Origin of the sequence: Novosphingobium sp. TCA1, from assembly GCF_009811895.1 — a bacterium.
Classification (GTDB): Bacteria; Pseudomonadota; Alphaproteobacteria; order Sphingomonadales; family Sphingomonadaceae; genus Novosphingobium; species Novosphingobium panipatense_A.
This window is the reverse complement of sequence record NZ_BLJH01000016.1, coordinates 1-23,011: the sequence shown is the minus strand read 5'-3', so window position 1 is coordinate 23,011 and position 23,011 is coordinate 1. Positions and strand designations below refer to the sequence as shown.

Sequence of the window (23,011 nt, the reverse complement as noted above, 5' to 3'; positions counted from 1 at the left end):
CCTTGCGCGCCGCCGCGTGAGTCCTTTCCATGCCTGACCGCAAAGGCCCGGTCGTCGGCCTGCTCGGCGGCAGCTTCAACCCGGCCCACGGCGGGCACCGGCGCATCAGCCTGTTCGCGGCCGGGGCGCTGGGGCTGGACGAGGTCTGGTGGCTGGTCTCGCCAGGCAATCCGCTGAAGCCGAAGGCGGGCATGGCGCCGCTGGCCGCGCGGGTGCTTTCGGCGCGCAGGCAGGCGCGCCGCGCGCCGATCCGGGTCACCGCGATCGAGCGCGAACTGGGTACGCGCTACACGGTCGACACGCTGAAAAAGCTGGTCCGGCGCTATCCCAAATGCCGCTTCCTCTGGCTCATGGGCGCCGACAATCTGGCCCAGTTCCATCAGTGGAAGGACTGGCGGACCATCGCCCGACTCATGCCGATTGCGGTTATCGCGCGTCCGGGGTATGATGGCGCTGCCCTCGCGAGCCCCGCGATGGCCTGGTTGGGGAGGTCCCGGAGGCCCCACTCCAGTCTTCGTGGTCCGGGAAGGTGGAGCGCACCCGCGCTGGTGGCATTGCGATTCGACCCCGATACGCGGTCGGCCACGGCGATACGCCAGGCCGATCCCGAGTGGGCCCGGAAGCTGATGAACAGGCTTCCGCAGGCTGGCTCGGGTAACGTGGAATCCGGGAATGCCGGTTCGCTGAGAGATGACGTCACCCACCGCCCGATACCCGGAGATGCAGCGTGAGCAGGCTTCCAGCCTCTCGTTCGCATGCCTCTCTTCGTGTACCCGGAAATCCAATGATCAGATCGCGCGCGGCGGGGGCATTCCATGCCCGGCCGGGTCGGTCGCTGAAAGGAGCAGACCCTACTTAAGATGCCACAGGCACAGATACAGCCGGCTTCCACCGGCGCAACGCCCCCCAAGGTCGAGTCGGACGACCCGCAATTGGCCCTCGTCCTGCAGTCCCTGGACGACGACCAGGCGCAGGACATCGTGACCATCGATCTTGCCGGCAAGTCGAGCATTGCCGAATTCATGGTGATCGCCTCGGGCCGTTCGACCCGTCAGGTGGCGGCCATGGCGCAGAAGCTTGGCGAACGCCTCAAACATGGCGGCTTCGGCAACTCGCGCGTCGAAGGCCTTCCGGCTGCCGACTGGGTGCTGGTCGATGCGGGCGGCGTTGTCGTTCATCTCTTCCGTCCCGAAGTGCGCAGCTTCTACAACCTGGAGAGGATGTGGGGCTTCGACGGACCTTCCGGCGCGGCCTGAGCCGCACCCAAGGTCGATCGGAGAAGGCGGATAAAGCCGATGCCCGGCCCCTGGCCGGGCCCGACAGGCATTCCTGAGGCGTGGCGATAAAGTTGCGTCTTCGGAGTCCCCGGGGCTTTTCCCGATCTCCGGTCCCGAGTTCCAGCAATCATGCTTCTTCACATCATCGCCCGCGGCAAGATTGCGCGTTCGCCGGAAGGCGAACTGCTCGATCGCTATGCCAAGCGCCTGACCTGGCCGTTCCGGCATAGCGAGCTGCCGGACGTGGGCGGAAAAGTGCCCCCGCCGCAGCATACCCCCTGCCGCGAGGTCCTGCTGGACGAGCGCGGCAAGGCCATGAGTTCCGAAGAATTCGCGGCCCTGCTCGGCCGCTGGCGCGACGAGGGCGTGCGCGAGTGCCGCTTCCTGATCGGCGCTGCCGACGGCCACGGCGACGAGGCCCGGGCCCGCGCCGACCACTTGCTCTGCTTCGGCAAGATGACCTGGCCCCATCTCATGGCCCGCGCCATGCTGGCCGAACAGCTCTGGCGGGCGACGGCGATTCTGGCGGGCCATCCCTATCATCGGTCGGGGTGAGGGGAATCTTCCTTCTCTCAATTCGTCATCCTGAACTTGGTTCAGGATCCATCTTGCCGATCTAACTGCCGTCGATGGTCAGAAATGGATCCTGAACCAAGTTCAGGATGACGGTAGTCCGGCGTGCTCACCTTTCTCGCGGGACAGAGGCATGCCGTCGCCGCGAGGATTATCTCCCGAAAGCGGCGTGCTTTCCTCTTTTCGCGGGACTCGCGCTGGCCTAGTCATCCCGGCGTGAAACCCGCGTCCCGAAACCTCCTGATCACCGCCACGGCCGCGTTCGCGGTCGGCATGGCCGTGCTTGGCGGGCAGGCTCTGACCCAGAAGGCTTTGACCCAAACCGGCGCGCTGGCGGTGCTCGATCCGGCGGCCGATGCGACTTCGGTGCAGCGCGAGATGCTGGTGGCCCGGCGCGAAAGCGATGCTGCGCGCCGCCGTGCCGAAAAGCTGGAGCAGAAGGCGCGCCAGGTCAGCGAGCAGGCCGAACGGACCGCGCGGGAAACCGCCGCCGTGGCCGCGCGCATCCAGGAAACCGAAGCGGCCATCGCCGCCCAGCGCGCGCAAGTCCGGCTGATCGCGCTGCAACGCGTGGACTTGCGCGAGCGGCTTGCGGAAAAGCAGGCGCCGCTCGCGCGGCTGACCGGTTCGCTCCAGCGGCTTTCGCGCCGTCCGCCGCTGCTGGCGGTGCTGCGTCCGGGGTCGGTGCGCGATGCCGTCTACTTGCGTGCCCTGATGGACACGATGCTGCCGGAAGTGGAGCGCCGCACGCGGGCCTTGCGCGCCGAGATCGAGCGGGGCCGCGCGCTGGAGCAACAGGCCCGCGCGGCCGGTCATGAACTGGCGCAGATGGAAGGCGAGATGCGCGCGCGGCGCCGGGATCTTGCGATTCTCGAATCGCGCCAGCGTCTGGCGGGCCGCGCCGCCAGCGGCATTGCCGCGCGCGAGGGCGAACGGGCGCTGGCGCTGGCGGAGAAGGCCCGTGATCTGGGCGATCTGGTCGAGAGCATGGGCGAACAGGGCGAACTGCGCGCGCAACTGGCAGCCCTGCCGGGCCCGACCATGCGTCCGCCCCGGCCCGAAGAGACACGGGTGATCGCGGCATCGCAGTTCGTGCCAGTGCCCGAAGGCCTTGCCAGCTACATGCTGCCCGTCACTGGACGGCTGCTGACCGGTTTCGGCGAGATGCTGCCGGGGCAGGCGCCCTCGCGAGGGCTGACCCTGGCGACGCGGGCCAATGCGCAAGTCGTCGCCCCTGCCGCCGGGCGCGTGGCCTTTGCCGGCCCCTATCGCGGTTATGGGCGGATCGTCATCATCGAGCATCCGGGCGGCTGGACCTCGCTCGTGACCGGGCTTTCCCGGCTGGATGCCGACGTCGGGCGCCAGATCGTGGCGGGCGCGCCGATCGGCACGACCGGTCCCGGCGACCCCCGTGTCATGGTGGAACTGCGGCGACAGGGCGAGGCGGTGAACCCATTGCGGTACATTCGCTCGTTGTGATTTTTTCAAAAATGCCCGGAAGGGCATTTTTGATGCGGCACCGGCCCACGCCCCCACCCGACCTCCCATCAGGATACACTCGTGGGAGGTCGGGTGGGGGCGTGGGCCGGTGCCGCAAGCTCGTCACGGATGTGACGAGCGCACCAAACAAAAGACTCGCGCCGGTGCCGCTAAAATCCGCCTGCAACGGATTTTCAAACAGACTGCTCCCATTCATCCCGATCTCCTATATTGCAGCCATGCCCGCCACGCCGTTCTTGGCAATTGTGTGCGCGGCCCTGTAGGATTACAGTCAGGAATTCCTCCCGGCTCCCGGCCGGCGTGACGTACGAAAAGGCCTTATCGCCCGATGAAATTCGCCCCCCTGATGCGCGCTGCCCTGCTGGTGTCGGCCGTTGCCGCCCTTCCCGTGGCGACGTCCGGTCTTGCCGCGGTGGACAGCCGCGTGAATCCCGAATTCAGCAAGCTCTTCACGATCTACGAACTGGTCAAGGCGAACTACGTCGATCAGGTTGACGACGACAAGCTCATCAAGGGTGCGATCGACGGCATGCTCGCCAGTCTCGATCCCCATTCCAACTACCTCGACGGTCCCTCGCTCCAGCGTCTTGAGACGATGATCGACGGCAATTACACCGGGCTCGGGCTGTCGGTGGTGGAAGATGACGGGGCGGTGAAGATCGTCTCGCCGTTCAAGGGCAGCCCTGCGGAAAAGGCGGGCCTCAAGGCGGGCGACTACATCACCCATCTCGACGGCGTGCTCTATTACGAGCGCGACCTTGACGAGGCGGTGTCCAAGATGCGCGGCGAGGCAGGAACCTCGATCCGCCTGACGATCTTCCGCCCCGGCCGCGACAAACCGTTCGACGTCAGCGTGACGCGCGGCGTTATCGAGCTTGAGCCGGTCACCTGGGAACTGAAGAACGAAGTGGGCGTGATCTCGGTCAACGAGTTCTCGCGCGATGTCGGCAATTTCGTGAACAAGGGCATTGCCGACCTCAAGAAACAGGCCGCGACCAAGGGCTCCAAGCTCGACGGCATCGTGCTGGACTTGCGCTCCAACCCTGGCGGTTCGCTGGACGAGGCGGTGGCGCTGTCGGACCTCTTCCTCGACAAGGGCGTGATCGTATCCCAGCGCGGCCGCATCGCCAGCGAGAACCAGTATTACCGGGCCGAATCGATGTTCAAGGGCGATGTCGTAAAGGGCATGCCGATCGTCGTGCTGGTCGATGCGGGTTCGGCCTCGGCTTCGGAGATCGTCGCCGGTGCCCTGCAGGACCAGCACCGCGCGGTCGTCATGGGCGAGCGCACTTTCGGCAAGGGTTCGGTGCAGTCGTTCATCCAGCTGGACAAGAACAGCGCGGTGAAGCTCACCACGGCGCGTTACTTCACCCCTTCGGGCCATTCGGTGCAGGAAGGCGGCATCCAGCCGGACATCAAGGTTCCGCAGCTTTCCGATCCCGATGCGCGCGCGCGTGCGGAGCGGGCGGTGCGCGAATCCGACTTGCGCGGCCATCTCATCAACGAGGCCTCGCTGGACGACAAGGAACTGGAAACCGACAAGGCCGACGATCCGCGCTTCAAGGCTTCGGCAGAGGACCTGAAGAAGCAGGGCATCGAGGACTTCCAGCTGACTTACGCGATCGATACGCTGCGGCGCACCGCGGGCAAGCCGGCGCTGGCCCGCTACACCGCGCCGCCCGCGACGGTGCCCGCCGCCCCAAAGACCGCGCAGAAGGACTGAGGCCGCCGCGATGACCGTTGCCGTTGCCGCACCCCTGCGCGCCGCCCGCGCGCTTGCGCTGGCCGTTCCCGTGGTCCTGCTGGGCGGGGCCTATGTCAGCCAATATGTCTTTGGGCTGCACCCTTGCGAGATGTGCTGGTGGCAGCGCTATCCGCACATGTTCGCGATCGTCTTCGCGGCGCTGGCCTTCTTCTGGCGGCCGGTGCGCCCGCTGGTGGCCGTGGCGGCAGTGGGCATCCTCACCTCGGGGCTGATCGGCGGTTTCCACGCCGGCGTCGAATATGGCTGGTGGCAGGGCATGACCGCCTGCACCTCCACGCCCTTCGCGGCGGGTGTTGATCCCATGGAGGCCATCCTGAACGCGCCGGTGATCCGCTGCGACGTGGCCCCCTGGACCCTGGGCGGCATTTCGCTGGCCGGGTTCAACTTCCTCATTTCCACCCTGGGCGCGCTGGCCGTTTTCGGCCTCGTCGCCCGCAGCCGCAAGGTTCCGTCATGACGTCATCGAAGGCCGCGCGGATGATCCGCGTCGATCAGGCGGGCGAATTCGGCGCCACGCGCATCTATGCCGGGCAACTGGCGGTGATGGGCGCGCGCGCCCCGCATTCGACCGAGATCGCCGGGATGGCCGAGCAGGAGGCTGAGCACCAGGCCCGCTTCGACGCCATGATCGCCGAGCGCGGCGTGCGGCCGACGCTGCTCCAGCCGGTATGGTCGGCGGCAGGATATGCGCTGGGCGCGGCGACGGCGCTGATCGGGCCGGAAGCGGCCATGGCCTGCACCGCCGCGATCGAGACCGAGATCGACCGCCACTATACCGAACAGATCGAGGACCTGGGCGACGAGGATCCCGAACTGGGCGGGGTGATCCGCAAGTTCCGCGACGAGGAGCGCGAGCACCGCGATGCGGCCCTGGCGGCGGGCGCGGAAAAGGCGCCTGCCTATCCGCTGCTGTTCAACGCGATCCGGCTCGGCTGCCGCGTGGCGATCAAGCTTTCGGAAAGAATCTGAAATCCGAACGTTATAGAGTCGCCCGAAAAGGGTGGCATGTTATCCTGTCTCGACCCGCGAACACTTCGACCAAGCTGGAGCAATCCCATGACGCGCCTCCTGACCACTGTTGCAGCTCTTGCCCTGGGGCTGACCATGGGCGCGCTGCCCGCCGCGGCCCAGTCCCAGCAGGCATCTTCGTCGGCGGATGACTTCGGCACCAGCGAAGAGAAGGTCAACCAGCTGATCGTCTTCGGCAACGATCCCTGCCCGGCCTCGAGCGGGAACGAGATCACCGTCTGCGCGCGCAAAGGCGAGGAAGAGCGTTTCCGTATCCCCGAGCCGCTGCGCGGGATCGACCAGCCGCAGTCGGAAGCCTGGAGCAACAAGGTGCAGGCCTATGAAACCGTGGGCGCCTTCGGCAACATGAGCTGCTCGCCGGTCGGCGCGGGCGGCGCTTCGGGCTGCACCCAGAAGCTGATCCAGCGCGCCGCCGCCGAGCGTAAGAACGGCTCCGAGGTGCGATTCAGCGAACTGATCCAGGCCGAGCGCGAAAAGCGCCTTTCCACCATCGATGCCGATGCCGCCGAACAGCAGAAGCGCGTCGAGGAAGCCGAGAACGCCTACTTCGAACAGCAGCGCCGCCAGCAGGCCGAAGCCGACGCCAAGGCCGATGCCACCGACGCGGCCCTGCCGCAGCCCCAGTCGACGCCGAAATCGAAGTCGAAGCGGTAAGGGTTAGGGCCTGAGGCTCCCCTCAGGCCGGTTCGAAGGCGGTGGAGAGCGACAGTGCTTCCCATTCGTCCATCTGCCTGCCGACGAAGGCGATCTGATCGCGCGCATAGTGCAGGGCGTCCTCGCCCAGGAACAGGTGGAGCGGCGGCTCGGCCGAATCGAGCGCGGCCAGGATCGCCTCGGCCCCGCGCGCGGGATCGCCTTTCTCGTTGCCGGCGCCCTCGGTCAGGCTGCGGCGGGCGAAATGGGCGCCGTCCTCATAGTCGGCGATGTCCTTGGCGGCGATCCTGAGGCCGGATGCCGCAAATCCCGTGCGGAAGCCGCCGGGCGCCACATTGGTCACCCGGATTCCCATCGGCGCCACTTCCTGCGCCAGGGTCTGGCCCACGCATTCCAGCGCATATTTGCTGGCCCCGTAGATGCCCGTGCCCGCCCACGGCGCATGGCCCGATACCGAAGTCACATTGACGATATGCCCCTTGCGCCGCGCGCGCATCGCCGGGAGCACCGCCTGAATCATGCGCACCGCGCCGAAGACGTTGATCTCGAACAGGGCCTTGGCTTCGTCGATGGAGACTTCCTCGATCGCGCCGACCAGCCCGTAGCCCGCATTGTTGAGCAGGCGATCGATGCCGCCGGTCAGGTCCTCCGCCCGGGCGGCGGCGGCGCGCACGGAAGCCTCGTCCGCCAGATCGACGGTCACGACATGGGCGCGGCCCGGTGCAAGCGCCTCGAACTCGGCATCGCCTGCACTCCGGGTGGTGCCGACGACCACGTCTCCGCGCGCCAGCGCCGCTTTCGCCACGGCGCGGCCAAGGCCGCCGCCGATCCCGGTGATGAGCCAATTCGTCATGCTGCCTATCCTTTCGAAAGCGGGTCTATGCTATGATCGCGAACCTAGGGAGAGGGACCGGCGGCACTCTTTGCGCTGGCGACCGCAATTGTTGCGGCAGCGCGCACGGGGCCGGGTCGCGCTTGACCTGCATCGGGGCGCCATGCAGCCCATGATGCAAGCAGGGGCGCGACACAGGCAGGCCCCTGGGCAAGTGGGGTGGCAGCTTTGGCAGTTCACATCTTCGGTTCGATCAATCTCGATATCATCACGTCGCTGGACCATCTTCCGCGCCCCGGCGAAACCGTCATGGCCGGTGCCACGGCGCGGTTGCCGGGCGGAAAAGGCGCCAACCAGGCCGTCGCCGCCGCGCGGATGGGGGCTGAAACCTACATGGCGGGCGCCGTGGGAGAAGGGGATTCGGGTCGCTGGATGCTCTCGCGCCTGAGGGCGGACGGCATCGACGTCAGCGGCGTCGTCACGCTGCCCGGCGCCGATACCGGCACGGCCTATATCGCCGTGGATGCGCAGGGCGAAAACCAGATCATCGTCGTGCCGGGCGCCAATGCCCAGTGGCGAGAGGCGGCGGCGGTTTCCGGCGGCGTGCTCTTGGCCCAGCTCGAAGTGCCGGTGGCGACGCTGCTGCCGGTGTTCGCCGGGTCCCGGGCGATCCGCATCCTCAACGGCGCTCCGGCGGTGTTAGAGGGCAGGGCGCTGTTCGAGCATGTCGACATCCTGATCGTGAACCAGCACGAAGTGACTGCCTTTCTCGGGCTCGACGCCGTGCCGGGCAACGACGACATGGCCGCGATCGCCGAATCCGCACGGGGCCTGCTGTGCCGGGAGGATCAGGCGGTGGTGGTAACGCTGGGGGCGGCGGGGGCGCTGGCGGTGCATGCCGACCGGCATCTCCATGTTCCGGCGCTGCCGGTCATTCCGGTCGATACCATCGGCGCCGGGGACTGCTTCTGCGGTGCGCTGGCCGCGCTGCTGGACGAAGGACGCGGTCTGGAGGAGGCGCTGCCCTATGCCGCCGCCGCCGCCGCGCTCTGCACGCTGGGGCAGGGCGCCGCGCCCGCCATGCCGATGCGCGCGGCGGTGGAGGATCTGGTCGGAAGGCCCGCCCCCGAAAAGCCGGCAACAGAACATGCGCTGCCGATCAAGAAGCCTTCGGCCGCTTCCCTAAGCTGACTTTCCAGCGAAGCCGCGCCCATCCGGCCCCGATACGCCCGGCCACAAGAGGATACGATGAACCAGTTTCCCATGACGCCTTTCGGACTGCCTTCGGACAATGGCGGCAAGGATCTCGGCCTGTTCCTGCCGGTGGCCAACGGCGGCTGGATCCTGTCGCGCAACAAGCCCGAGCTTGACGGTTCCTATGCCTACAACCGCCAGTGCGCGGTGCTGGCCGAGGCGGCGGGCATGGACTTCATCATGTCGATGTCGAAGTTTCGCGGCTACGGCGGCGATACGAAGCATTGGGATTCCTCGCTCGATCCGATCGTGCTGATGGCGGCGCTCAGCGAAGTGACGAAGCAGACCCGCATCGTCACCACCTTGCACACGCTGCTCCAGAATCCGGCCGTGGCGGCCAAGATGATGGCGACGCTTCAGCAGGTGAGCGGGGGCCGCGCCGGGCTCAACGTCGTCACCGGCTCCTACAAGGGCGAATTCGCGCAGATGGGCGCCTGGCCCGAGGATGTGAATCACGACCAGCGCTACGACCTCGCCTACGAATGGGTCCGCGCCGTGAAGGCGCTGTGGAGCGAGGATTCGGTCACCATGCATGGCGATTACGTCACGCTGAAGGACTGCGAATCCTGGCCCAAGCCGGAGCAGCGCCCGTTCCTGGTCTGCGCCGGATCCTCGGAGATCGGCATGCGGCTGACGTCCGAGGAAATGGACGCGATCTTCCTCTCGGGCGGCACGGGGGCGGAACTGGCGAAGAACAGCGACCGCGCCAAGGCTATCGCCGCCGAATATGGCCGCAATATCCGCACCTACTCGATGATGACGCTGGTGATCGACGAGAGCGATGCGGCGGCGAAGTCCCGCGCGGAACTTTACGCGGCGGGCCTCGACGAAGGGGCGCTGGCGGGCATGATGCGCGCCTACGGTTTCCTCGATGCGGAGATCGGCAAGGAGAACGACTTCACCCGCAAGGCGCGCAGCTCGTTCATGTCGGCGCAGATCATCGGCAGCGCGAAAAGCGTGACCGAGCAGGTCGGCGACCTGCTCGAAGCCTCCGGCACCGACGGATTGATGTTGATCTTCGACGACTACATCAAGAGCCTGCCGGTGTTCGGCGCGGAAATCCTGCCGGTCCTGCGGGAACGCTTCCCCGGCAGGGTTGCCGCGCCGGTGGCGAACTGATGCCGCTCAGGACCGAGGATCTTCCCCATGTCGATCCGGCAGGGCTGGCGGGGATGATCGACCCGGCGACGACGGCACTGGTCGTCGTCGATATCCAGGTCGATTTCGCCGCGCCGCAGGGATTGCTGGGCCGCTACGGCGTCGATCTCTCGCCTGCTTCTGCGGCAATCGACAATTGCGAGAAGCTGGTGGCGGCGGCGCGCGGCGCCGGGGCCACGGTTGCGCTGATGCGCGTCGTCACCAGCCCCGAAACCGATTCGCGCGCGCTGAAGACGCTGATGGCGCGGCGCGGCCAGCCCGGGGGCGAGGCGATCTGCCGCATCGCGGACGGCGGGGCGGATTATTACCGCATCTTCCCCGAGCCCGGCGACATCGAGATCGCCAAGCTGCTCTACGACAGCTTCCACGGCACCGATTTCGATGCGCAGTTGCGGGCGCGAGGGATCCAGACCCTGGTGATCTGCGGCCTTTCCACCGACTGCTGCGTGGACCAGACGGCGCGATCGGCCTTCCATCACGATTACGACGTGTTCCTCGTCTCCGATGCCAGCGCCGCCTACGAGCCGGGGCTTCACGAAAGTTCGCTCTCGGCAATGGAAAAGAACTGCGTGCTGCTCACCACCACCCGGGCCGTCGAACAGGCCTGGGCCAGGGGCGCAGACGCCTGATCCGCCCGACCTGAATCCAGCCCCGAATCCAGCCCTGAATCCAGTAAGGAGTTGCCGTCGATGTCCGTGAACCTCTCTCCGCGCGGATCGAAGGGCGGCGTGCTGTTCGCCTGCACGCTCGGCAATTCGGTAAGCGTAACGCCTGCCGTCCATGCCGTCTTCGGGCTGTTCCTGGTGCTGCTGACCGAGGCATTCGGCTGGAGCCGGGCGAGCGTATCGGGCGTGCTGGGCATTCTCGCGCTGGTCGGCGCGGTGACCTATCCGCTGATCGGGCGTCATATCGACAAGGCGGGCGCGCGCACGACGCTGCTGGTCGGCACGCTCGGCCTGGCGCTCTCGATTGCGGCACTGGCCCTGACGAACGGCAGCCTCGTGCAGTTCTATGCGACTTTCACCGTGCTCGCGGTGTTCGGGGCCATGGCGGGAACGCCGATCTTCCAGAAAGTGATCGCCGACTGGTTCGACGAGAATCGCGGCACCGCACTTGGCATCAGTGCGGGTGGTGGCTGCGGAATCGGCTCGGTACTGCTGCCGGTCATGGCCGCCGTGCTGGTGCAGGGCTGGGGCTGGCGCGCGGGCTATCTGGGCATTGCCGCTTTCATTCTGGCGGTGGCGCTGCCGCTGCTGTTCGTGCTGCTGCGCGACCGTGTCGTCGTGGCCGGTGCCGGGGCGGTGGCCGGACGGGACGGCATGACTCTGGGCGAGGCGGCGCAGACGCCGATGTTCTGGTTGATCCTGATCGCGCTGGCGGCAGGGGCGGGCGGCACCACGGCGGTGTTCAGCCATGTCGTACCGATCCTGTCCGACCGGGGTTTCTCGGTGGCGACGGGCACGGCGGTGGTCAGCGTCTTCGCGCTCGTCACCTCCGGCTGGCAGATCGCCACCGGCCGCATCATGGACAAGATCCCGACCCCGCGCGTGGCGGTGCCGATGTACCTCATGGCGGTGCTGGGGCTGGTCCTGCTGGAAACCGCGCAGGGCATGCCGCTGCTGATCCTCGGCGGCGCCTTGCTGGGCGTGGGGCTGGGCGGCCAGTTCGGGGCGCTGCCCTATTTCATCGCGCGCTATTTCGGCACCCGGCATTTCGGCTCGGTGATCGGCGCCATGTATTCCGCCGTGATCGCCGCGCAGGGGACGACGCCGATCCTGCTCGACCTGGTGTTCGATGCGCGCCATTCCTATCGCCCGGCGCTGGTCGGCGTCGGCGCCGCGCTGCTGGCGGGTGCGCTGCTGCTCATGCTGCTGCCGCGCTACGGCCGCGAGACGGAGCGTGAAGCGCTCTTCGCGGTCGGCCACTGATGTTCACGGAGCACATGACTTTGGCAGACATGCCCGACCCCGTCCCCGCTTTCGCCGATCCCGCGAAAGCGCCCTATGCCGTCAGCGAGGATGAGCGCGCGGCCGTTGCGGCGGCCATCGATACCGACGAACTGGTCGAACTGGCGCTGACCCTGGGCAACATTCCCAGCCGTTCGCGCGAGGAACTGGCGGCGGCCGAGTTCGTCCATGACTGGATGACGAAGGAGGGATTCAAGCCGCGCAAGGTCGGCGCCACGCCGGAGCGGCCCAATGTGATCGGCGAATATGGCGGGACTGGACGCGGCGCCAACCTGCTGTTCACCGCCCATCTCGACACCGAATCCCCAAGCGGCATGCCGGAGCACGACAAGTTCCGCTATCGCGATTCCACGCTGGCCGATCCCGAGTGGACGCGGTGCTGGCTGGACGAGGAAGGGCGCCTGCGCGGCTATCCGATCAGCAACGATCGCGGGCCGATGTCGTGCTTCCTGATCGCCGCCAAGGCCCTGCGCAAGGCGGGTATCGGCCTGGCGGGCAAGACCTGGCTCACCGCCTGCCCCGGTGAGATCGGCCCCGAGCCGATCGAGGAATTTGCTGGCATCGGCTGGAACGGCAAGGATATCGGCGCGCATTACCTGTTCCACCACGGCGGCGTCGCGCCGGACTATGCGATCGCCGCGGAGGGCACCGATTTCGGCCTGACCTGGCAGGGCTGCGGCTATGCGCTCTATCGGGTACGGATATTCGGGCAGGGCGTGTTCTCGCCGATCCTCGACGCGCCTGCCGATCCGCGCCGCCATCCGAACCCGATCTACCGGCTTGGCCCGGTGATCGACGCGCTCCACGCCTGGGGCCAGACGTTCGAGCGCGAATCCATGATGGAGACCGCCAGCGGCGCGATCCATCCCAAGGTCCAGATCGCCTCGGTGCGCGGCGGCATGCCGATAGATTTCGGCGCGGGCACAGAGGTCTGCGCGCTCTACATCGACGTTTCGCTGAACCCGCGCCAGAAGGCCGCCGATGCCTGGCACGGCATCATGGAAGCCATGCGCGGCGTGGACGTGGAGGCGTTCGATGTCGAGCCGATGGTCGTGCGCCACGGCTTCGAGGCACGCCCTTTTGAAGTGGCGCCGCTGGTGGGGGCCGTCGATGCCGCCACCCGGCTGGCGCGGGGCGCGGCGGTGGAACCTGCACACCCGGTCTATTCCAGCATGTGGCGCGATCACAACGTGTTCAACATGCACCGCGTGCCTGCCGTGACCACCGGCATGCCGCGCTGGCGGCCGACCCCCGAGGACATGGCCTCCAGCGCGCTCGTCTACGCGCTTACCATGCTGGCGGTCTGCGGCCGGGGGGAAGCGCCGAGGGCCCAGACCGGGACCAGCGTGTACGGTAACGAGACGCCTTTCGAACAGGTCCCCGAATAGGCCTCATGCACCCTTCAGGGCATCTTGCCCCGCGCCGATCCGGCCGATAGACCTTTGTCATAAAGGTCGCCAAGGTCAGCAGAATTGGTCGCCCGTCCGGGAAGGGTGCCACCCGTTTCAAGGTGGTCCTCGCTTGCGTATCACGACGAACGTCTATCCCAAGGAACAGCGGCGCGACGCTTGGCGTTTCGCGCTCAAGCGGCTGTCGCTCACGCTGGACGAGGCGGACGACGCCACGCTCTATGGCGAACTCATCCAGTTCCGCGCCAGCACCGGGATCGACTTCATCCGCGTCACCGGCACGCCGCAGTCGTGGACCATCGACTTTCGCGATCAGCCCGCCACCTACTGGCTCGCCATGGTGCTGGACGGCAGCGCCACCGTGCGCGACGCCGGGCAGGAACTTCGCCTGTCCGATGGAGAGATGATCTGCGGGCGCGGCGACAGTCCGGTCCATCTTGCCTTCTCCGGCGACAACCGCAGCCTGATCGTGCAAGTGCCGCACAGCGAACTCAGCGCCCGTCTCAAGACACCGATCAGCGGCCCGCCGCGCAAGATCGCCACCGAAAGCGGCGCGGCGCGCGTGTTCTCGGGCATGTTGCGTTCTCTGGCGGACACGATCTCCGACATCACCACCGACCAGGCGCGTCCGGTGGAGCTGGCTTTTCCCGAATTTCTCGTGACCAGCCTGCTCGACAATGCCCCCGCCAAAGCCATGGGCGGTGCGGCGGGCATGCGCGCCGCGCTGCTGGAGCGCATTTTCCAGACCATCGAGATCCGCCTTTCGGACCCTGACCTCAGCTACCAGCAGGTCGCGGCCGAGCACGGCATCTCGCCGCGCTATCTCCAGAAGCTGTTCGAATCGATCAACGACAGCTTCGGGCACTATGTGAAAGTGCGCAGGCTCGAACGCTGCCGACTGGACCTCCGCAGTCCGCTCCACGTCCAGAAGTCGATTTCGGACATCCTGTTCGAATGGGGCTTCAACGACAGCGCCTCGTTCAGCCGCGCCTTTCGCGAGCAATACGGCATATCCCCGCGCGAGTACCGCAAGGCGCCGCCGCAGGAGCAGGAGGCGGTGGAACTGCTGCGCCGGGGCCGTCCCGCGCGCAAGGACCGGGCGCGGTCCGAACAGGTCGAGGCGGAAAGCGAGCCGGAACTATCGCCTGAGGACGCGGGTGAAGACGCGGCGGGGCAGCCCGACCGGCCGATGGGGCCCGCGATGCTCGGCGATACCGGCATTTCGCGCCATCACCATCTGCCCGCCACGCCCGAGACGATTCACTGGGGCTATCTCAGCAAGGACCTGAAACCCGCGCTCCATGTCCGTTCGGGCGACTTCGTGACGATCGAGGCGCTGACTCACCATGCCAACGACGATCACGAGCGCATGGTGGAGGGCGATTCCGGCGTGGAGAGCGTCTACCGCTGGGACGAGAACGGCAAGGCTGTAGACCGGCGCGGGGCGGGGCCGATGGATGCAAGCGCGCTGGGGCGCGGGCCGGGCGAGGGCTTCGGCGTCCACATCTGCACCGGCCCGATCCACGTCGAAGGCGCTATGCCGGGCGACCTGATCGAAGTACGCATCCTCGATCTCAAACCCCGGCCCAGCGGCAATCCGCGCTTTGCGGGCAAGTGCTTCGGATCGAACGCGGCGACCTACTGGGGCTTCCACTACAACGACCTCCTGACCGAACCGAAGCAGCGCGAGGTCGTGACGATCTACGAAGTAGAGGCGGCGGGCGGGCGCCTGCCCACCGCCCATGCGGTCTATTCCTACCGCTGGACGCCGCAAGTCGATCCCTCGGGCGTGACTCATGCCCGCTACGACTATCCGGGCGTGCCGGTCGATCCCGAGACCATCGAGCGCAATTACGATGTGCTGCGCAATGTCGAGATCCCGATCCGGCCGCACTTCGGGGTGATCGCCGTCGCGCCTGCTCACAACGGGCTGGTCGATTCGGTGCCGCCCGCCAGCTTCGGCGGCAATCTCGACAACTGGCGCACCGGGCCGGGCGCGCGGGTGTTCCTGCCGGTGCAGGTGCCCGGCGCGCTGCTCTCGCTGGGCGATCCCCATGCCTCGCAGGGCGACAGCGAGCTTTGCGGCACGGCTATCGAATGCTCGATGACCGGGCTGGTTCAGGTGGTCCACCACAAGGCGGCGGGACTGATGGAGCAGCTCAAGGATGTCGACTATCCGCTGATCGAGACCGAGACCGAATGGGTCGTCATGGGCTTCAGCCACCCCGATTATCTCAAGGAACTGGGCGAGGATGCGCAGAGCGAGGTCTACAAGCAGTCCTCGATCGACGCTGCCATGCGCGACGCCTTCCGCAAGGCCCGGCGTTTCCTGATGACCGCCAAGCAGCTGACCGAGGACGAGGCGATCTCGCTGCTGTCGGTAGGCGTGGACTTCGGTGTCTCGCAGATCGTCAACGGCAACTACGGCGTCCATGCTGTCATCAGGAAGGCGCTGTTCACGAGTTGATTTGAAAATCCGGTGAGTCTTTGTTGAGTACGCTCGTCACATCCGTGACGAGCTTGCGGCACCGGCCCACGCCCCCACCCGACCTCCCATCAAGGATACACCGAGTGGTAGGTCGGGTGGGGACGTGGGCCGGTGCCGCAAACCAGAAAGACTCCAGACGCAATTATCTTGCGTTTTTCCGCAGCGCACACTAAATGCCTCCCGACAACCGGCGCGTAGGGTTCTTCCCTGCCGCAATCCGTGAGCAGCGTGAGGTCCCGATGCGGACCGGCCCGGATGAGCGGTTGTCCTTTTGAACCAGCTTCCTTCTTCACGCAGGGTCGCCCGTAACGACACCTTGCTGTGTGCGCGGGCCAAGTACCTTCCGCGCGCCCCGCACCTTGTGAAAGTGACACATGTCCTATTTCTCCGAACTTGGTCTGGCCGAGCCGATTCTCCGTGCGCTCGCGGCCAAGGGCTACACCGATCCTTCGCCGATCCAGCGCCAGGCCATTCCCGCGCTGCTCGAAGGTCGTGACATTCTCGGCATCGCGCAGACCGGCACCGGCAAGACCGCCGCGTTCTCGCTGCCTTCGCTGCATCGCCTGGCGAACGATCCCAAGCCGCGCCAGAACGCCGGCTGCCGCATGCTCGTGCTCTCGCCGACCCGCGAACTCGCGGCCCAGATCGCCGAGAACATGCGCGGCTATGCCAAGTTCCTGAACCTCTCGGTCCAGTGCATCTTCGGCGGCGTGCCCGCCGGCAAGCAGGCCCGCGCGCTGGAGCGCGGCACCGACATCCTGGTCGCCACCCCCGGCCGTCTGCTCGACCTGATCGACAGCCGCGCGCTGACCTTGCGCCATGTCGAGATCTTCGTGCTCGACGAAGCCGACCAGATGATGGACCTCGGCTTCATCGTCCCGCTGAAGCGCGTTGCCGCGCTCCTGCCCAAGCAGCGCCAGAGCCTGTTCTTCTCGGCCACCATGCCGCAGGCGATCGCCGAGCTGGGCAAGCAGTTCATCAACAACCCGGTCAAGGTCGAAGTCGCACCGCAGTCGACCACGGCCGAGCGCGTCGAACAGTACGCCACTTTCATCAACCAGGCCGAGAAGCAGGCGCTTCTGACCCTCAGCCTGCGTGAAGGCCTGGCCGAGGACGCCGCCGAGAAGGCCGAGCACGGCGCGATCGACCGCGCGCTGGTCTTCACCCGCACCAAGCACGGCGCCGACCGCGTGGTCCGCCACCTCGTCGCCGCCGGCATCCCGGCTGCCGCGATCCATGGCAACAAGAGCCAGGCCCAGCGCACCGCCGCGCTCGGCGGCTTCCGCCAGGGCACGATCCGCATCCTCGTCGCCACCGACATCGCGGCGCGCGGCATCGATGTCTCGGGTGTCAGCCACGTCTACAACTTCGAGATCCCGAACGTGGCCGAACAGTACGTCCACCGCATCGGCCGCACCGCCCGTGCGGGCGCGGACGGCGTGGCGATCAGCTACGTCGCCCCGGACGAGAAGCCCTATATCCGCGATATCGAGAAGCTGACCCGCGTGAAGCTGGCCGCGCTCGGCCTGCCGGAAGACTTTCAGAAGCAGGCCGCGCGCCTGCCTGCCCCGTCGCGCCGTGCGCCGACCGAGCCTCAGGGCAACGGCCGTTCGCGTGACGGCCAGCGTCAGGGCGAAGGCCGCCGTGACGGCCGTGGCGGCGGCAACCGCAGCCAGCAGCCGCGCGGCGAGCGCCGGGATCGCCCGCATGGTGAGCGCTCGGGCGAGCGTCCGCAGGGTGAGCGCACCGAGCGCCGCGGCGACGAGCGCCGCCGTGACGACCGTCCCCGCAGCGATGCACCGCGCGGCGATCGCCGCGAGCAGGGCGGCGAAGAGGGTGAGCGCAAGCGCCGCTTCCGTCCGCGCGGCGGCAAGTCGGTAGGCACCCACAAGGGCGCCGTCCGCCGCGCCAGCTGATCCGGACATGAAAAGGGCCGGCCTTTTTAAGGGCCGGCCTCGAAGGCCCGATTTGTATCGGGATCAGAACGGCCCCCACGCCATTGGCGCGGGGGCCGTTCCTTTATGCCTCTCCGGCAACTCCGTCGTCCCCGCCGTCTTCGTCGAGGCGGGAAACGAGAATCTTGTCGATCTTGAGGCCGTCCATGTCGACGACCTCGAAACGCCAGCCCTGGTCGGCGAAGAATTCGCCTTCGCGCGGGACCTTCTTCATCACGGCAAGGACAAGACCCGCCGCAGTCGCATATTCGCGGTCGTCGGACAGGGTCATGCCGAGGCGGTCGGCCAGCGCGTCGGCGGGCATCGCGCCCGAGACCAGCAGCGATCCGTCTTCGCGCTCCACCACCAGCGGGGCATCGCCTTCGTCCTGGTGGCCGACGAAAGTTCCCGCCAGCGCCGCCAGCATGTCGGACGTGGTGACAAGGCCTTCCAGATGGCCGTATTCGTCATGGACCACCGCCATCGTCACTTCCGCCTGCTGCAACTTGCGCAGGGCATCCATGGCGTCGAGCTGGTCGGGGATCACTTCCGCCTTCTTCATCATGGCGGCAATATCGACGGCCTGCCCTTCGACCAGCGCGGCCAGTGCCTCGCGGACCTTGAGGATGCCGACGATATTGTCCGGCGAACCTTCTTCCGCCACCGGCAGCATGGAATGGGGCGAGGCCGCGATCTTGGCGCGCAGCGCGTCCTCACCGGCGTTGACGTCGATCCAGTCGATCTGGTTGCGCGGCGTCATCAGTTCGCGCACCGGCCGGTCGGCCAGGCGCATGACGCCGGTCATCATCGCGCGCTCTTCTTCCTCGATCACGCCGGAGCGGGTGGCCTCGGCGAAGATCATCTGGAGTTCCTCGGCCGTGAGCTGTTCCTGCCCGCCGCCGCGAATGGAGAAGAGGCGCAGGATCAGGCCGGACGATTTGTCGAGCAGCCAGACGAAGGGCGCCATGATCCGGGCGAGCCAGGCCATGGGCCGGGCCATGATGATGGCGACCGGTTCGGCCATGCGCAGGGCAAGCTGCTTGGGCACCAGTTCGCCCACCACCAGGCTGGCGAAAGTGGTGGCGATGATCACCAGCGTGAAGCCCGCCTCGCTGGCGAAGCGTGCGGGCACGCCCAGCGCGGCAAGCCGTTCGCCCACCGGCCCGCCCAGGCTGGCGCCCGAATAGGCACCGGCGATGATGCCGATCAGGGTGATGCCGATCTGGACGGTGCTGAGGAACTTGCCGGGGTCCGCCGCCAGCTCGATCGCTGTGCGCGCGGCGCCGCTGCCCTTGTCGGCGGAGACTTTCAGCCGGGCCGTGCGCGCGGACACGATGGCCAGCTCGGACATGGAGAACAGGCCGTTGAGCAGGATCAGGCCGGCGATGATGAGGAGGTCGGTCCAGGGAAATGGTGTCACAGTAACCCTGCGCTAGCAGAAATCGCCGCACCTGCGAAGCGGCTGTTGCACATCGACATAAACGTCACGGATTGGAAATGCGGTTTGGCCGAAGGACTTGGGCGCGGACTCGGTCAGGGAGCTTGGATAGAAACGATGCAAAATGCACTTGGCCACGTCGGCGGGAACCCAAGCCGACAGCAATCGTTTCGCCGGGATCAGCCATCTGCTATTCATGTCCACTACCACACAGACGCCCGTGGAAGTGTTTCTGAACAGGAGGGAAGACCATGAAGAAATCACGCCTGATGACGTCCGCCCTGGCCGCGCTCTCGCTTGTCGCGGTATCGGCCTGCGTCACGGATCCGAACACGGGTGAGCGCAAGGTTTCCCGCACCGCCATCGGCGGCGCCGGCGGCGCGGGCCTCGGCTATCTCCTCGGCAGCGTGATCGGCGGCAAGACCGCCCGTATCGTCGGCGCCGGTATCGGCGGCGTGGCCGGCGGCGTGGTCGGCTACCAGATGGACAAGCAGATCAAGGAACTGAAGGAAGACACCGCCGGTTCGGGCATCGACGTCAGCCAGGAAGGCGACGGCATCCTGCTCAACCTGCCGGACGTGACCTTCGCCGTCGATTCGACCGAGATCAGCCCCTCGTTCCAGGCCTCGCTCGACAGCGTCGCCCAGAGCATGGTCAAGTATCCCGACAGTCTGGTGGACGTCTATGGCCACACCGACTCGACCGGTTCGGATGCCTACAACCTCGATCTTTCCAAGCGCCGCGCCGATTCGGTCGCGCGCTACCTGATCTCGCGCGGGGTTTCCTCGGCGCGTATCCAGACGCAGGGCATGGGCAAGAACTATCCGGTGGCGGACAACACCACCGCCGAAGGCCGCGCCAAGAACCGCCGCGTCGAAATCAAGATCACGCCGGTCACCCAGGACGAAGCCTCGGCCGCGCGCTGATCGTAATAAAGTGTTTCCGCTGGAAAGCGGGATCGGGAAAGGGGTCGGCCTGCGGGTTCGGCCCCTTTTCGCTTGGTACGGCTTTGTTCGGTACGCCTTTTGCTCGATACGCCTTCGACATCCGTCGAAGGCTTGCGGCACCGGCCCACGCCCCCACCCGACCTCCCATTCAGTGTATCCTAGATGGGAGGTCGGGTGGGGGCGTGGGCCGGTGCCGCTCAAAACGGCCGGATGGCCGTTTTGCCGGGCGAAAGCCCGGGATACGCAAACTACGCCGAATAGCGCTCCGCCCGGTCCGCCAGGCGCGCGACCGCTGCATCGTGGATCGCCGGTGAACTCACCAGCACGCCGAAGGCGCGCGGGTCGTGCTTGTTGTAGTTGAGCGGCTTGCCGAAAGCGTCGGTAACTGCGGCCCCGGCCTCGCGCGCGATCAGGCCTGCGGCGGCGATGTCCCACTCGTAGCCCCAGCGCAAGGTTGCCAGCAGGTCCGCCTCGTCCGCCGCAACCATCGCCATGCGCAGGGCAATCGAGTTGGGCTGGTCGACAAGCGCGAGATCGGCATCTTCCGGCGCCAGCTTCTTCGCCGGAACCCGCGCGCCCGCCAGCGTCTCGCGGTGGCTTGCCCGCAGCGGCCTGCCGTTGCGCCAGCTTCCCTTGCCCGCCTCGCCGTACCAGAACTCGCCCCCGGCCTCCCGCGCCCGCGCCGGAGCGTGGAGCAGGCCGATCAGCGGGCGCCGCGTATTGACCAGCGCGACCGAAACCGCCCAGCCCGTGCGCCCGGCAATGAAATCGCGCGTCCCGTCGATCGGATCGACCAGCCAGACCAGCTCGCGGCCCTGGCGCGCGGGCGAATCCACGGTTTCTTCCGAGAGCCAGCCTGCCGAGGGCAGCAGTCCGCCCAGTTCCTGCTTGAGGAACGAATCCACCGCGATGTCGGCGGCGCTCACCGGGCTGCCGGGGACCTTTTCCCAGTGCTCACAGGGGTTTCCGTCACCCGGCCAACCGGCCATGGCGATCCGTCCGGCTTCGCGGACGATATGTTCCAATCTGTCGCGATCGATCATGCGCGAGTCGTTCTCATTATTCCGGCGATCCGTTGGACCGCGCGATCCCATTGCGCAGGGAACGGGACTTTTCAAGCGCGCAGGGATGTGCTTATGCGGCCGGGATCAAGTTCGGGGCTACTCACGCCTTTCCCACGGACCTCCAGCAGAAAGCGATTTCAGCGATGAACATTCACGAATACCAGGCAAAGGAACTGCTTGCGAAGTTCGGCGTCGGCATCCCGGCCGGCATTGCCGCTCTCACCGTCGAGGAAGCGGTTGCCGCCGCCAAGCAGCTGCCCGGACCGCTCTATGTCGTGAAGGCCCAGATCCACGCCGGTGGGCGCGGCAAGGGCAAGTTCAAGGAACTGCCGGCCGACGCCAAGGGCGGCGTGCGTCTCGCCAAGTCGGTCGAGGAAGTCGAAGCTTTCGCCAAGGAAATGCTCGGCAACACCCTCGTCACCGTGCAGACCGGTGAAGCCGGCAAGCAGGTGAACCGCCTCTACGTGACCGACGGCGTCGACATCGCCGAGGAATACTACCTGTCGATGGTCGTCGACCGCGCTTCGAGCCGCGTCGCCATGATCGTGTCGACCGAAGGCGGCATGGACATCGAGGATGTTGCCCACAACACTCCCGAGAAGATCACCACCGTCACCATCGACACCGCTGCAGGCTTCCAGGCCCACCACGGCCGTGCCGTTGCCTTCGCCCTCAAGCTGACCGGCGAACTCAACAAGCAGGCGCAGAAGATCGCCAAGCAGCTCTACGAAGCCTTCGTGGCGCTTGACTGCGACATGCTCGAAATCAACCCGCTCGTCGAAACCAAGGACGGCAACCTGCTCGTCCTCGACACCAAGATGAGCTTCGATTCGAACGCTCTGTACCGTCACCCCGACGTGCAGGCCCTGCGCGACGAGACCGAAGAAGATCCGGCCGAAGTCGAAGCCTCGAAGTACGACCTGGCCTACATCAAGCTCGACGGCGACATCGGCTGCATGGTCAACGGTGCCGGCCTCGCCATGGCCACGATGGACATCATCAAGCTCAACGGCTCGTTCCCGGCCAACTTCCTTGACGTTGGCGGCGGCGCCACCAAGGAAAAGGTGACCGCGGCGTTCAAGATCATCCTGCGCGATCCGAACGTGAAGGGCATCCTCGTCAACATCTTCGGCGGCATCATGAAATGCGACGTCATCGCTGACGGCATCGTGGCCGCGGCGAAGGAAGTGAACCTCTCGGTTCCGCTCGTCGTTCGCCTCGAAGGCACCAACGTCCAGCAGGGCAAGGACATCCTGGCCAATTCGGGCCTGCCGATCGTCCCCGCCAACGACCTGGGCGATGCCGCCAAGAAGATCGTGGCAGAGGTCAAGAACGTCGCCGCCTGATAGGCGCCGTTCCTGGGATCACGCGATCCTTATCGGATAATGCGACGGCGGGGGTTTTCGAACCCCCGCCGTTTGCATTTGAAGACCGGACGAAGTGCGCCTTTGCGACTTCATAGTAATTCTCGGCCTCCCGTTTCTGCCCGGACGATGCGCATTCCTGCGGATTTGCGATATGCATGCGGCGTGATCCCACTTAGGGCTCATCTCGCCGTCGGCAGGGCTTGACGTATACGTCAATTGCCCATTAGGCAGGCCTTGAGTGGATTTAATCGAGCGGCTAAACACGCCGTGCCTGAAACCTGAGAGGACCCGATCAGATGAAGATCCTCGTGCCCGTGAAGCGGGTGATCGACTACAACGTAAAGCCGCGCGTGAA

The 23,011-nt window shown here is 66.6% G+C and carries 20 protein-coding genes; 17 read left to right on the top strand and 3 right to left on the bottom strand.

What is annotated here, in order from left to right:
* The first annotated feature begins 29 nt into the window (after positions 1 to 29).
* The 8 genes from NTCA1_RS17395 (at position 30) to NTCA1_RS17360 (ending at position 6,798) form a co-directional block, all read left to right on the top strand.
* Complete coding sequence (locus NTCA1_RS17395) at positions 30 to 731, top strand: nicotinate-nucleotide adenylyltransferase (RefSeq protein ID WP_159831211.1); 702 nt, start codon at positions 30 to 32, stop codon at positions 729 to 731.
* Between the two features lie 129 nt (positions 732 to 860).
* Positions 861 to 1,256, top strand: a complete 396-nt coding sequence (rsfS, locus tag NTCA1_RS17390) for a ribosome silencing factor (protein WP_086490928.1) — start codon at positions 861 to 863, stop codon at positions 1,254 to 1,256.
* Between the two features lie 150 nt (positions 1,257 to 1,406).
* The gene (locus tag NTCA1_RS17385) at positions 1,407 to 1,832 is read left to right on the top strand and encodes a 23S rRNA (pseudouridine(1915)-N(3))-methyltransferase RlmH (RefSeq protein WP_159831210.1); all 426 of its coding nucleotides are present in this window, start codon (positions 1,407 to 1,409) and stop codon (positions 1,830 to 1,832) included.
* A gap of 234 nt (positions 1,833 to 2,066) precedes the next feature.
* Positions 2,067 to 3,329 (top strand): murein hydrolase activator EnvC, encoded by a 1,263-nt coding sequence (locus NTCA1_RS17380; RefSeq protein WP_236549419.1) that lies wholly within the window; start codon positions 2,067 to 2,069, stop codon positions 3,327 to 3,329.
* Between the two features lie 349 nt (positions 3,330 to 3,678).
* Positions 3,679 to 5,073: a S41 family peptidase gene (locus NTCA1_RS17375; RefSeq protein WP_159831209.1), complete on the top strand. Its 1,395-nt coding sequence runs from the start codon at positions 3,679 to 3,681 to the stop codon at positions 5,071 to 5,073.
* A 10-nt stretch (positions 5,074 to 5,083) separates the two neighbouring features.
* Positions 5,084 to 5,572, top strand: a complete 489-nt coding sequence (locus NTCA1_RS17370) for a disulfide bond formation protein B (RefSeq protein WP_159831208.1) — start codon at positions 5,084 to 5,086, stop codon at positions 5,570 to 5,572.
* Complete coding sequence (locus tag NTCA1_RS17365) at positions 5,569 to 6,084, top strand: demethoxyubiquinone hydroxylase family protein (protein ID WP_159831207.1); 516 nt, start codon at positions 5,569 to 5,571, stop codon at positions 6,082 to 6,084. The genes NTCA1_RS17370 and NTCA1_RS17365 overlap by 4 nt, the downstream gene beginning before the upstream one ends.
* A gap of 87 nt (positions 6,085 to 6,171) precedes the next feature.
* A complete protein-coding gene (locus NTCA1_RS17360) occupies positions 6,172 to 6,798 on the top strand; it encodes a hypothetical protein (protein ID WP_236549418.1) in 627 nt (208 codons plus the stop codon).
* A 22-nt stretch (positions 6,799 to 6,820) separates the two neighbouring features.
* On the opposite strand, the gene NTCA1_RS17355 is transcribed toward NTCA1_RS17360, so the two are convergent.
* A complete protein-coding gene (locus tag NTCA1_RS17355) occupies positions 6,821 to 7,651 on the bottom strand; it encodes an oxidoreductase (RefSeq protein ID WP_159831206.1) in 831 nt (276 codons plus the stop codon).
* A 198-nt stretch (positions 7,652 to 7,849) separates the two neighbouring features.
* Between NTCA1_RS17355 and NTCA1_RS17350 the strand changes: the two genes are divergently transcribed.
* The 7 genes from NTCA1_RS17350 (at position 7,850) to NTCA1_RS17320 (ending at position 17,822) form a co-directional block, all read left to right on the top strand.
* On the top strand, positions 7,850 to 8,821 hold the full coding sequence (locus NTCA1_RS17350; protein WP_236549417.1) for a ribokinase: 972 nt from the start codon (positions 7,850 to 7,852) through the stop codon (positions 8,819 to 8,821).
* A 57-nt stretch (positions 8,822 to 8,878) separates the two neighbouring features.
* Complete coding sequence (locus tag NTCA1_RS17345; protein WP_159831205.1) at positions 8,879 to 10,003, top strand: LLM class flavin-dependent oxidoreductase; 1,125 nt, start codon at positions 8,879 to 8,881, stop codon at positions 10,001 to 10,003.
* Positions 10,003 to 10,671, top strand: a complete 669-nt coding sequence (locus NTCA1_RS17340) for a cysteine hydrolase family protein (protein ID WP_086490937.1) — start codon at positions 10,003 to 10,005, stop codon at positions 10,669 to 10,671. Before NTCA1_RS17345 ends, NTCA1_RS17340 begins: the two co-directional genes overlap by 1 nt.
* 60 nt (positions 10,672 to 10,731) lie before the next feature.
* Positions 10,732 to 11,970: an MFS transporter gene (locus tag NTCA1_RS17335; RefSeq protein ID WP_159831204.1), complete on the top strand. Its 1,239-nt coding sequence runs from the start codon at positions 10,732 to 10,734 to the stop codon at positions 11,968 to 11,970.
* 14 nt (positions 11,971 to 11,984) lie between these two features.
* Positions 11,985 to 13,397 carry a peptidase M20 gene (locus tag NTCA1_RS17330; protein ID WP_236549416.1) on the top strand — a complete coding sequence of 471 codons (1,413 nt, stop codon included), beginning with the start codon at positions 11,985 to 11,987 and terminating at the stop codon, positions 13,395 to 13,397.
* Positions 13,398 to 13,530: 133 nt separating this feature from the next.
* Positions 13,531 to 15,885 (top strand): acetamidase/formamidase family protein, encoded by a 2,355-nt coding sequence (locus tag NTCA1_RS17325; protein WP_159831203.1) that lies wholly within the window; start codon positions 13,531 to 13,533, stop codon positions 15,883 to 15,885.
* A 395-nt stretch (positions 15,886 to 16,280) separates the two neighbouring features.
* The gene (locus NTCA1_RS17320) at positions 16,281 to 17,822 is read left to right on the top strand and encodes a DEAD/DEAH box helicase (protein WP_086490940.1); all 1,542 of its coding nucleotides are present in this window, start codon (positions 16,281 to 16,283) and stop codon (positions 17,820 to 17,822) included.
* Positions 17,823 to 17,925: 103 nt separating this feature from the next.
* Here the strand turns inward: NTCA1_RS17320 and NTCA1_RS17315 are convergent, their stop codons facing one another.
* A complete protein-coding gene (locus NTCA1_RS17315) occupies positions 17,926 to 19,260 on the bottom strand; it encodes a hemolysin family protein (protein WP_086490941.1) in 1,335 nt (444 codons plus the stop codon).
* A 269-nt stretch (positions 19,261 to 19,529) separates the two neighbouring features.
* Between NTCA1_RS17315 and NTCA1_RS17310 the strand changes: the two genes are divergently transcribed.
* Positions 19,530 to 20,204 (top strand): OmpA family protein, encoded by a 675-nt coding sequence (locus tag NTCA1_RS17310; RefSeq protein WP_086490942.1) that lies wholly within the window; start codon positions 19,530 to 19,532, stop codon positions 20,202 to 20,204.
* A 269-nt stretch (positions 20,205 to 20,473) separates the two neighbouring features.
* Here the strand turns inward: NTCA1_RS17310 and NTCA1_RS17305 are convergent, their stop codons facing one another.
* The gene (locus tag NTCA1_RS17305) at positions 20,474 to 21,268 is read right to left on the bottom strand and encodes a 3'(2'),5'-bisphosphate nucleotidase CysQ (RefSeq protein ID WP_159831202.1); all 795 of its coding nucleotides are present in this window, start codon (positions 21,266 to 21,268) and stop codon (positions 20,474 to 20,476) included.
* A 164-nt stretch (positions 21,269 to 21,432) separates the two neighbouring features.
* On the opposite strand from NTCA1_RS17305, the gene sucC reads away from it, so the two are divergent.
* Positions 21,433 to 22,635 carry an ADP-forming succinate--CoA ligase subunit beta gene (gene sucC, locus NTCA1_RS17300; RefSeq protein ID WP_086490943.1) on the top strand — a complete coding sequence of 401 codons (1,203 nt, stop codon included), beginning with the start codon at positions 21,433 to 21,435 and terminating at the stop codon, positions 22,633 to 22,635.
* Positions 22,636 to 23,011 lie beyond the last annotated feature (376 nt).

Coding starts and splice junctions, on each gene's coding strand:
- rsfS (WP_086490928.1), top strand. CDS start 861: ATGCCACAGGCACAGATACAGCCGGCTTCCACCGGCGCAACGCCCCCC.
- NTCA1_RS17340 (WP_086490937.1), top strand. CDS start 10,003: ATGCCGCTCAGGACCGAGGATCTTCCCCATGTCGATCCGGCAGGGCTG.
- NTCA1_RS17305 (WP_159831202.1), bottom strand. CDS start 21,268: ATGATCGATCGCGACAGATTGGAACATATCGTCCGCGAAGCCGGACGG.
- sucC (WP_086490943.1), top strand. CDS start 21,433: ATGAACATTCACGAATACCAGGCAAAGGAACTGCTTGCGAAGTTCGGC.
- NTCA1_RS17375 (WP_159831209.1), top strand. CDS start 3,679: ATGAAATTCGCCCCCCTGATGCGCGCTGCCCTGCTGGTGTCGGCCGTT.
- NTCA1_RS17335 (WP_159831204.1), top strand. CDS start 10,732: ATGTCCGTGAACCTCTCTCCGCGCGGATCGAAGGGCGGCGTGCTGTTC.
- NTCA1_RS17395 (WP_159831211.1), top strand. CDS start 30: ATGCCTGACCGCAAAGGCCCGGTCGTCGGCCTGCTCGGCGGCAGCTTC.
- NTCA1_RS17385 (WP_159831210.1), top strand. CDS start 1,407: ATGCTTCTTCACATCATCGCCCGCGGCAAGATTGCGCGTTCGCCGGAA.
- NTCA1_RS17370 (WP_159831208.1), top strand. CDS start 5,084: ATGACCGTTGCCGTTGCCGCACCCCTGCGCGCCGCCCGCGCGCTTGCG.
- NTCA1_RS17320 (WP_086490940.1), top strand. CDS start 16,281: ATGTCCTATTTCTCCGAACTTGGTCTGGCCGAGCCGATTCTCCGTGCG.
- NTCA1_RS17360 (WP_236549418.1), top strand. CDS start 6,172: ATGACGCGCCTCCTGACCACTGTTGCAGCTCTTGCCCTGGGGCTGACC.
- NTCA1_RS17345 (WP_159831205.1), top strand. CDS start 8,879: ATGAACCAGTTTCCCATGACGCCTTTCGGACTGCCTTCGGACAATGGC.
- NTCA1_RS17355 (WP_159831206.1), bottom strand. CDS start 7,651: ATGACGAATTGGCTCATCACCGGGATCGGCGGCGGCCTTGGCCGCGCC.
- NTCA1_RS17330 (WP_236549416.1), top strand. CDS start 11,985: ATGACTTTGGCAGACATGCCCGACCCCGTCCCCGCTTTCGCCGATCCC.
- NTCA1_RS17310 (WP_086490942.1), top strand. CDS start 19,530: ATGAAGAAATCACGCCTGATGACGTCCGCCCTGGCCGCGCTCTCGCTT.
- NTCA1_RS17365 (WP_159831207.1), top strand. CDS start 5,569: ATGACGTCATCGAAGGCCGCGCGGATGATCCGCGTCGATCAGGCGGGC.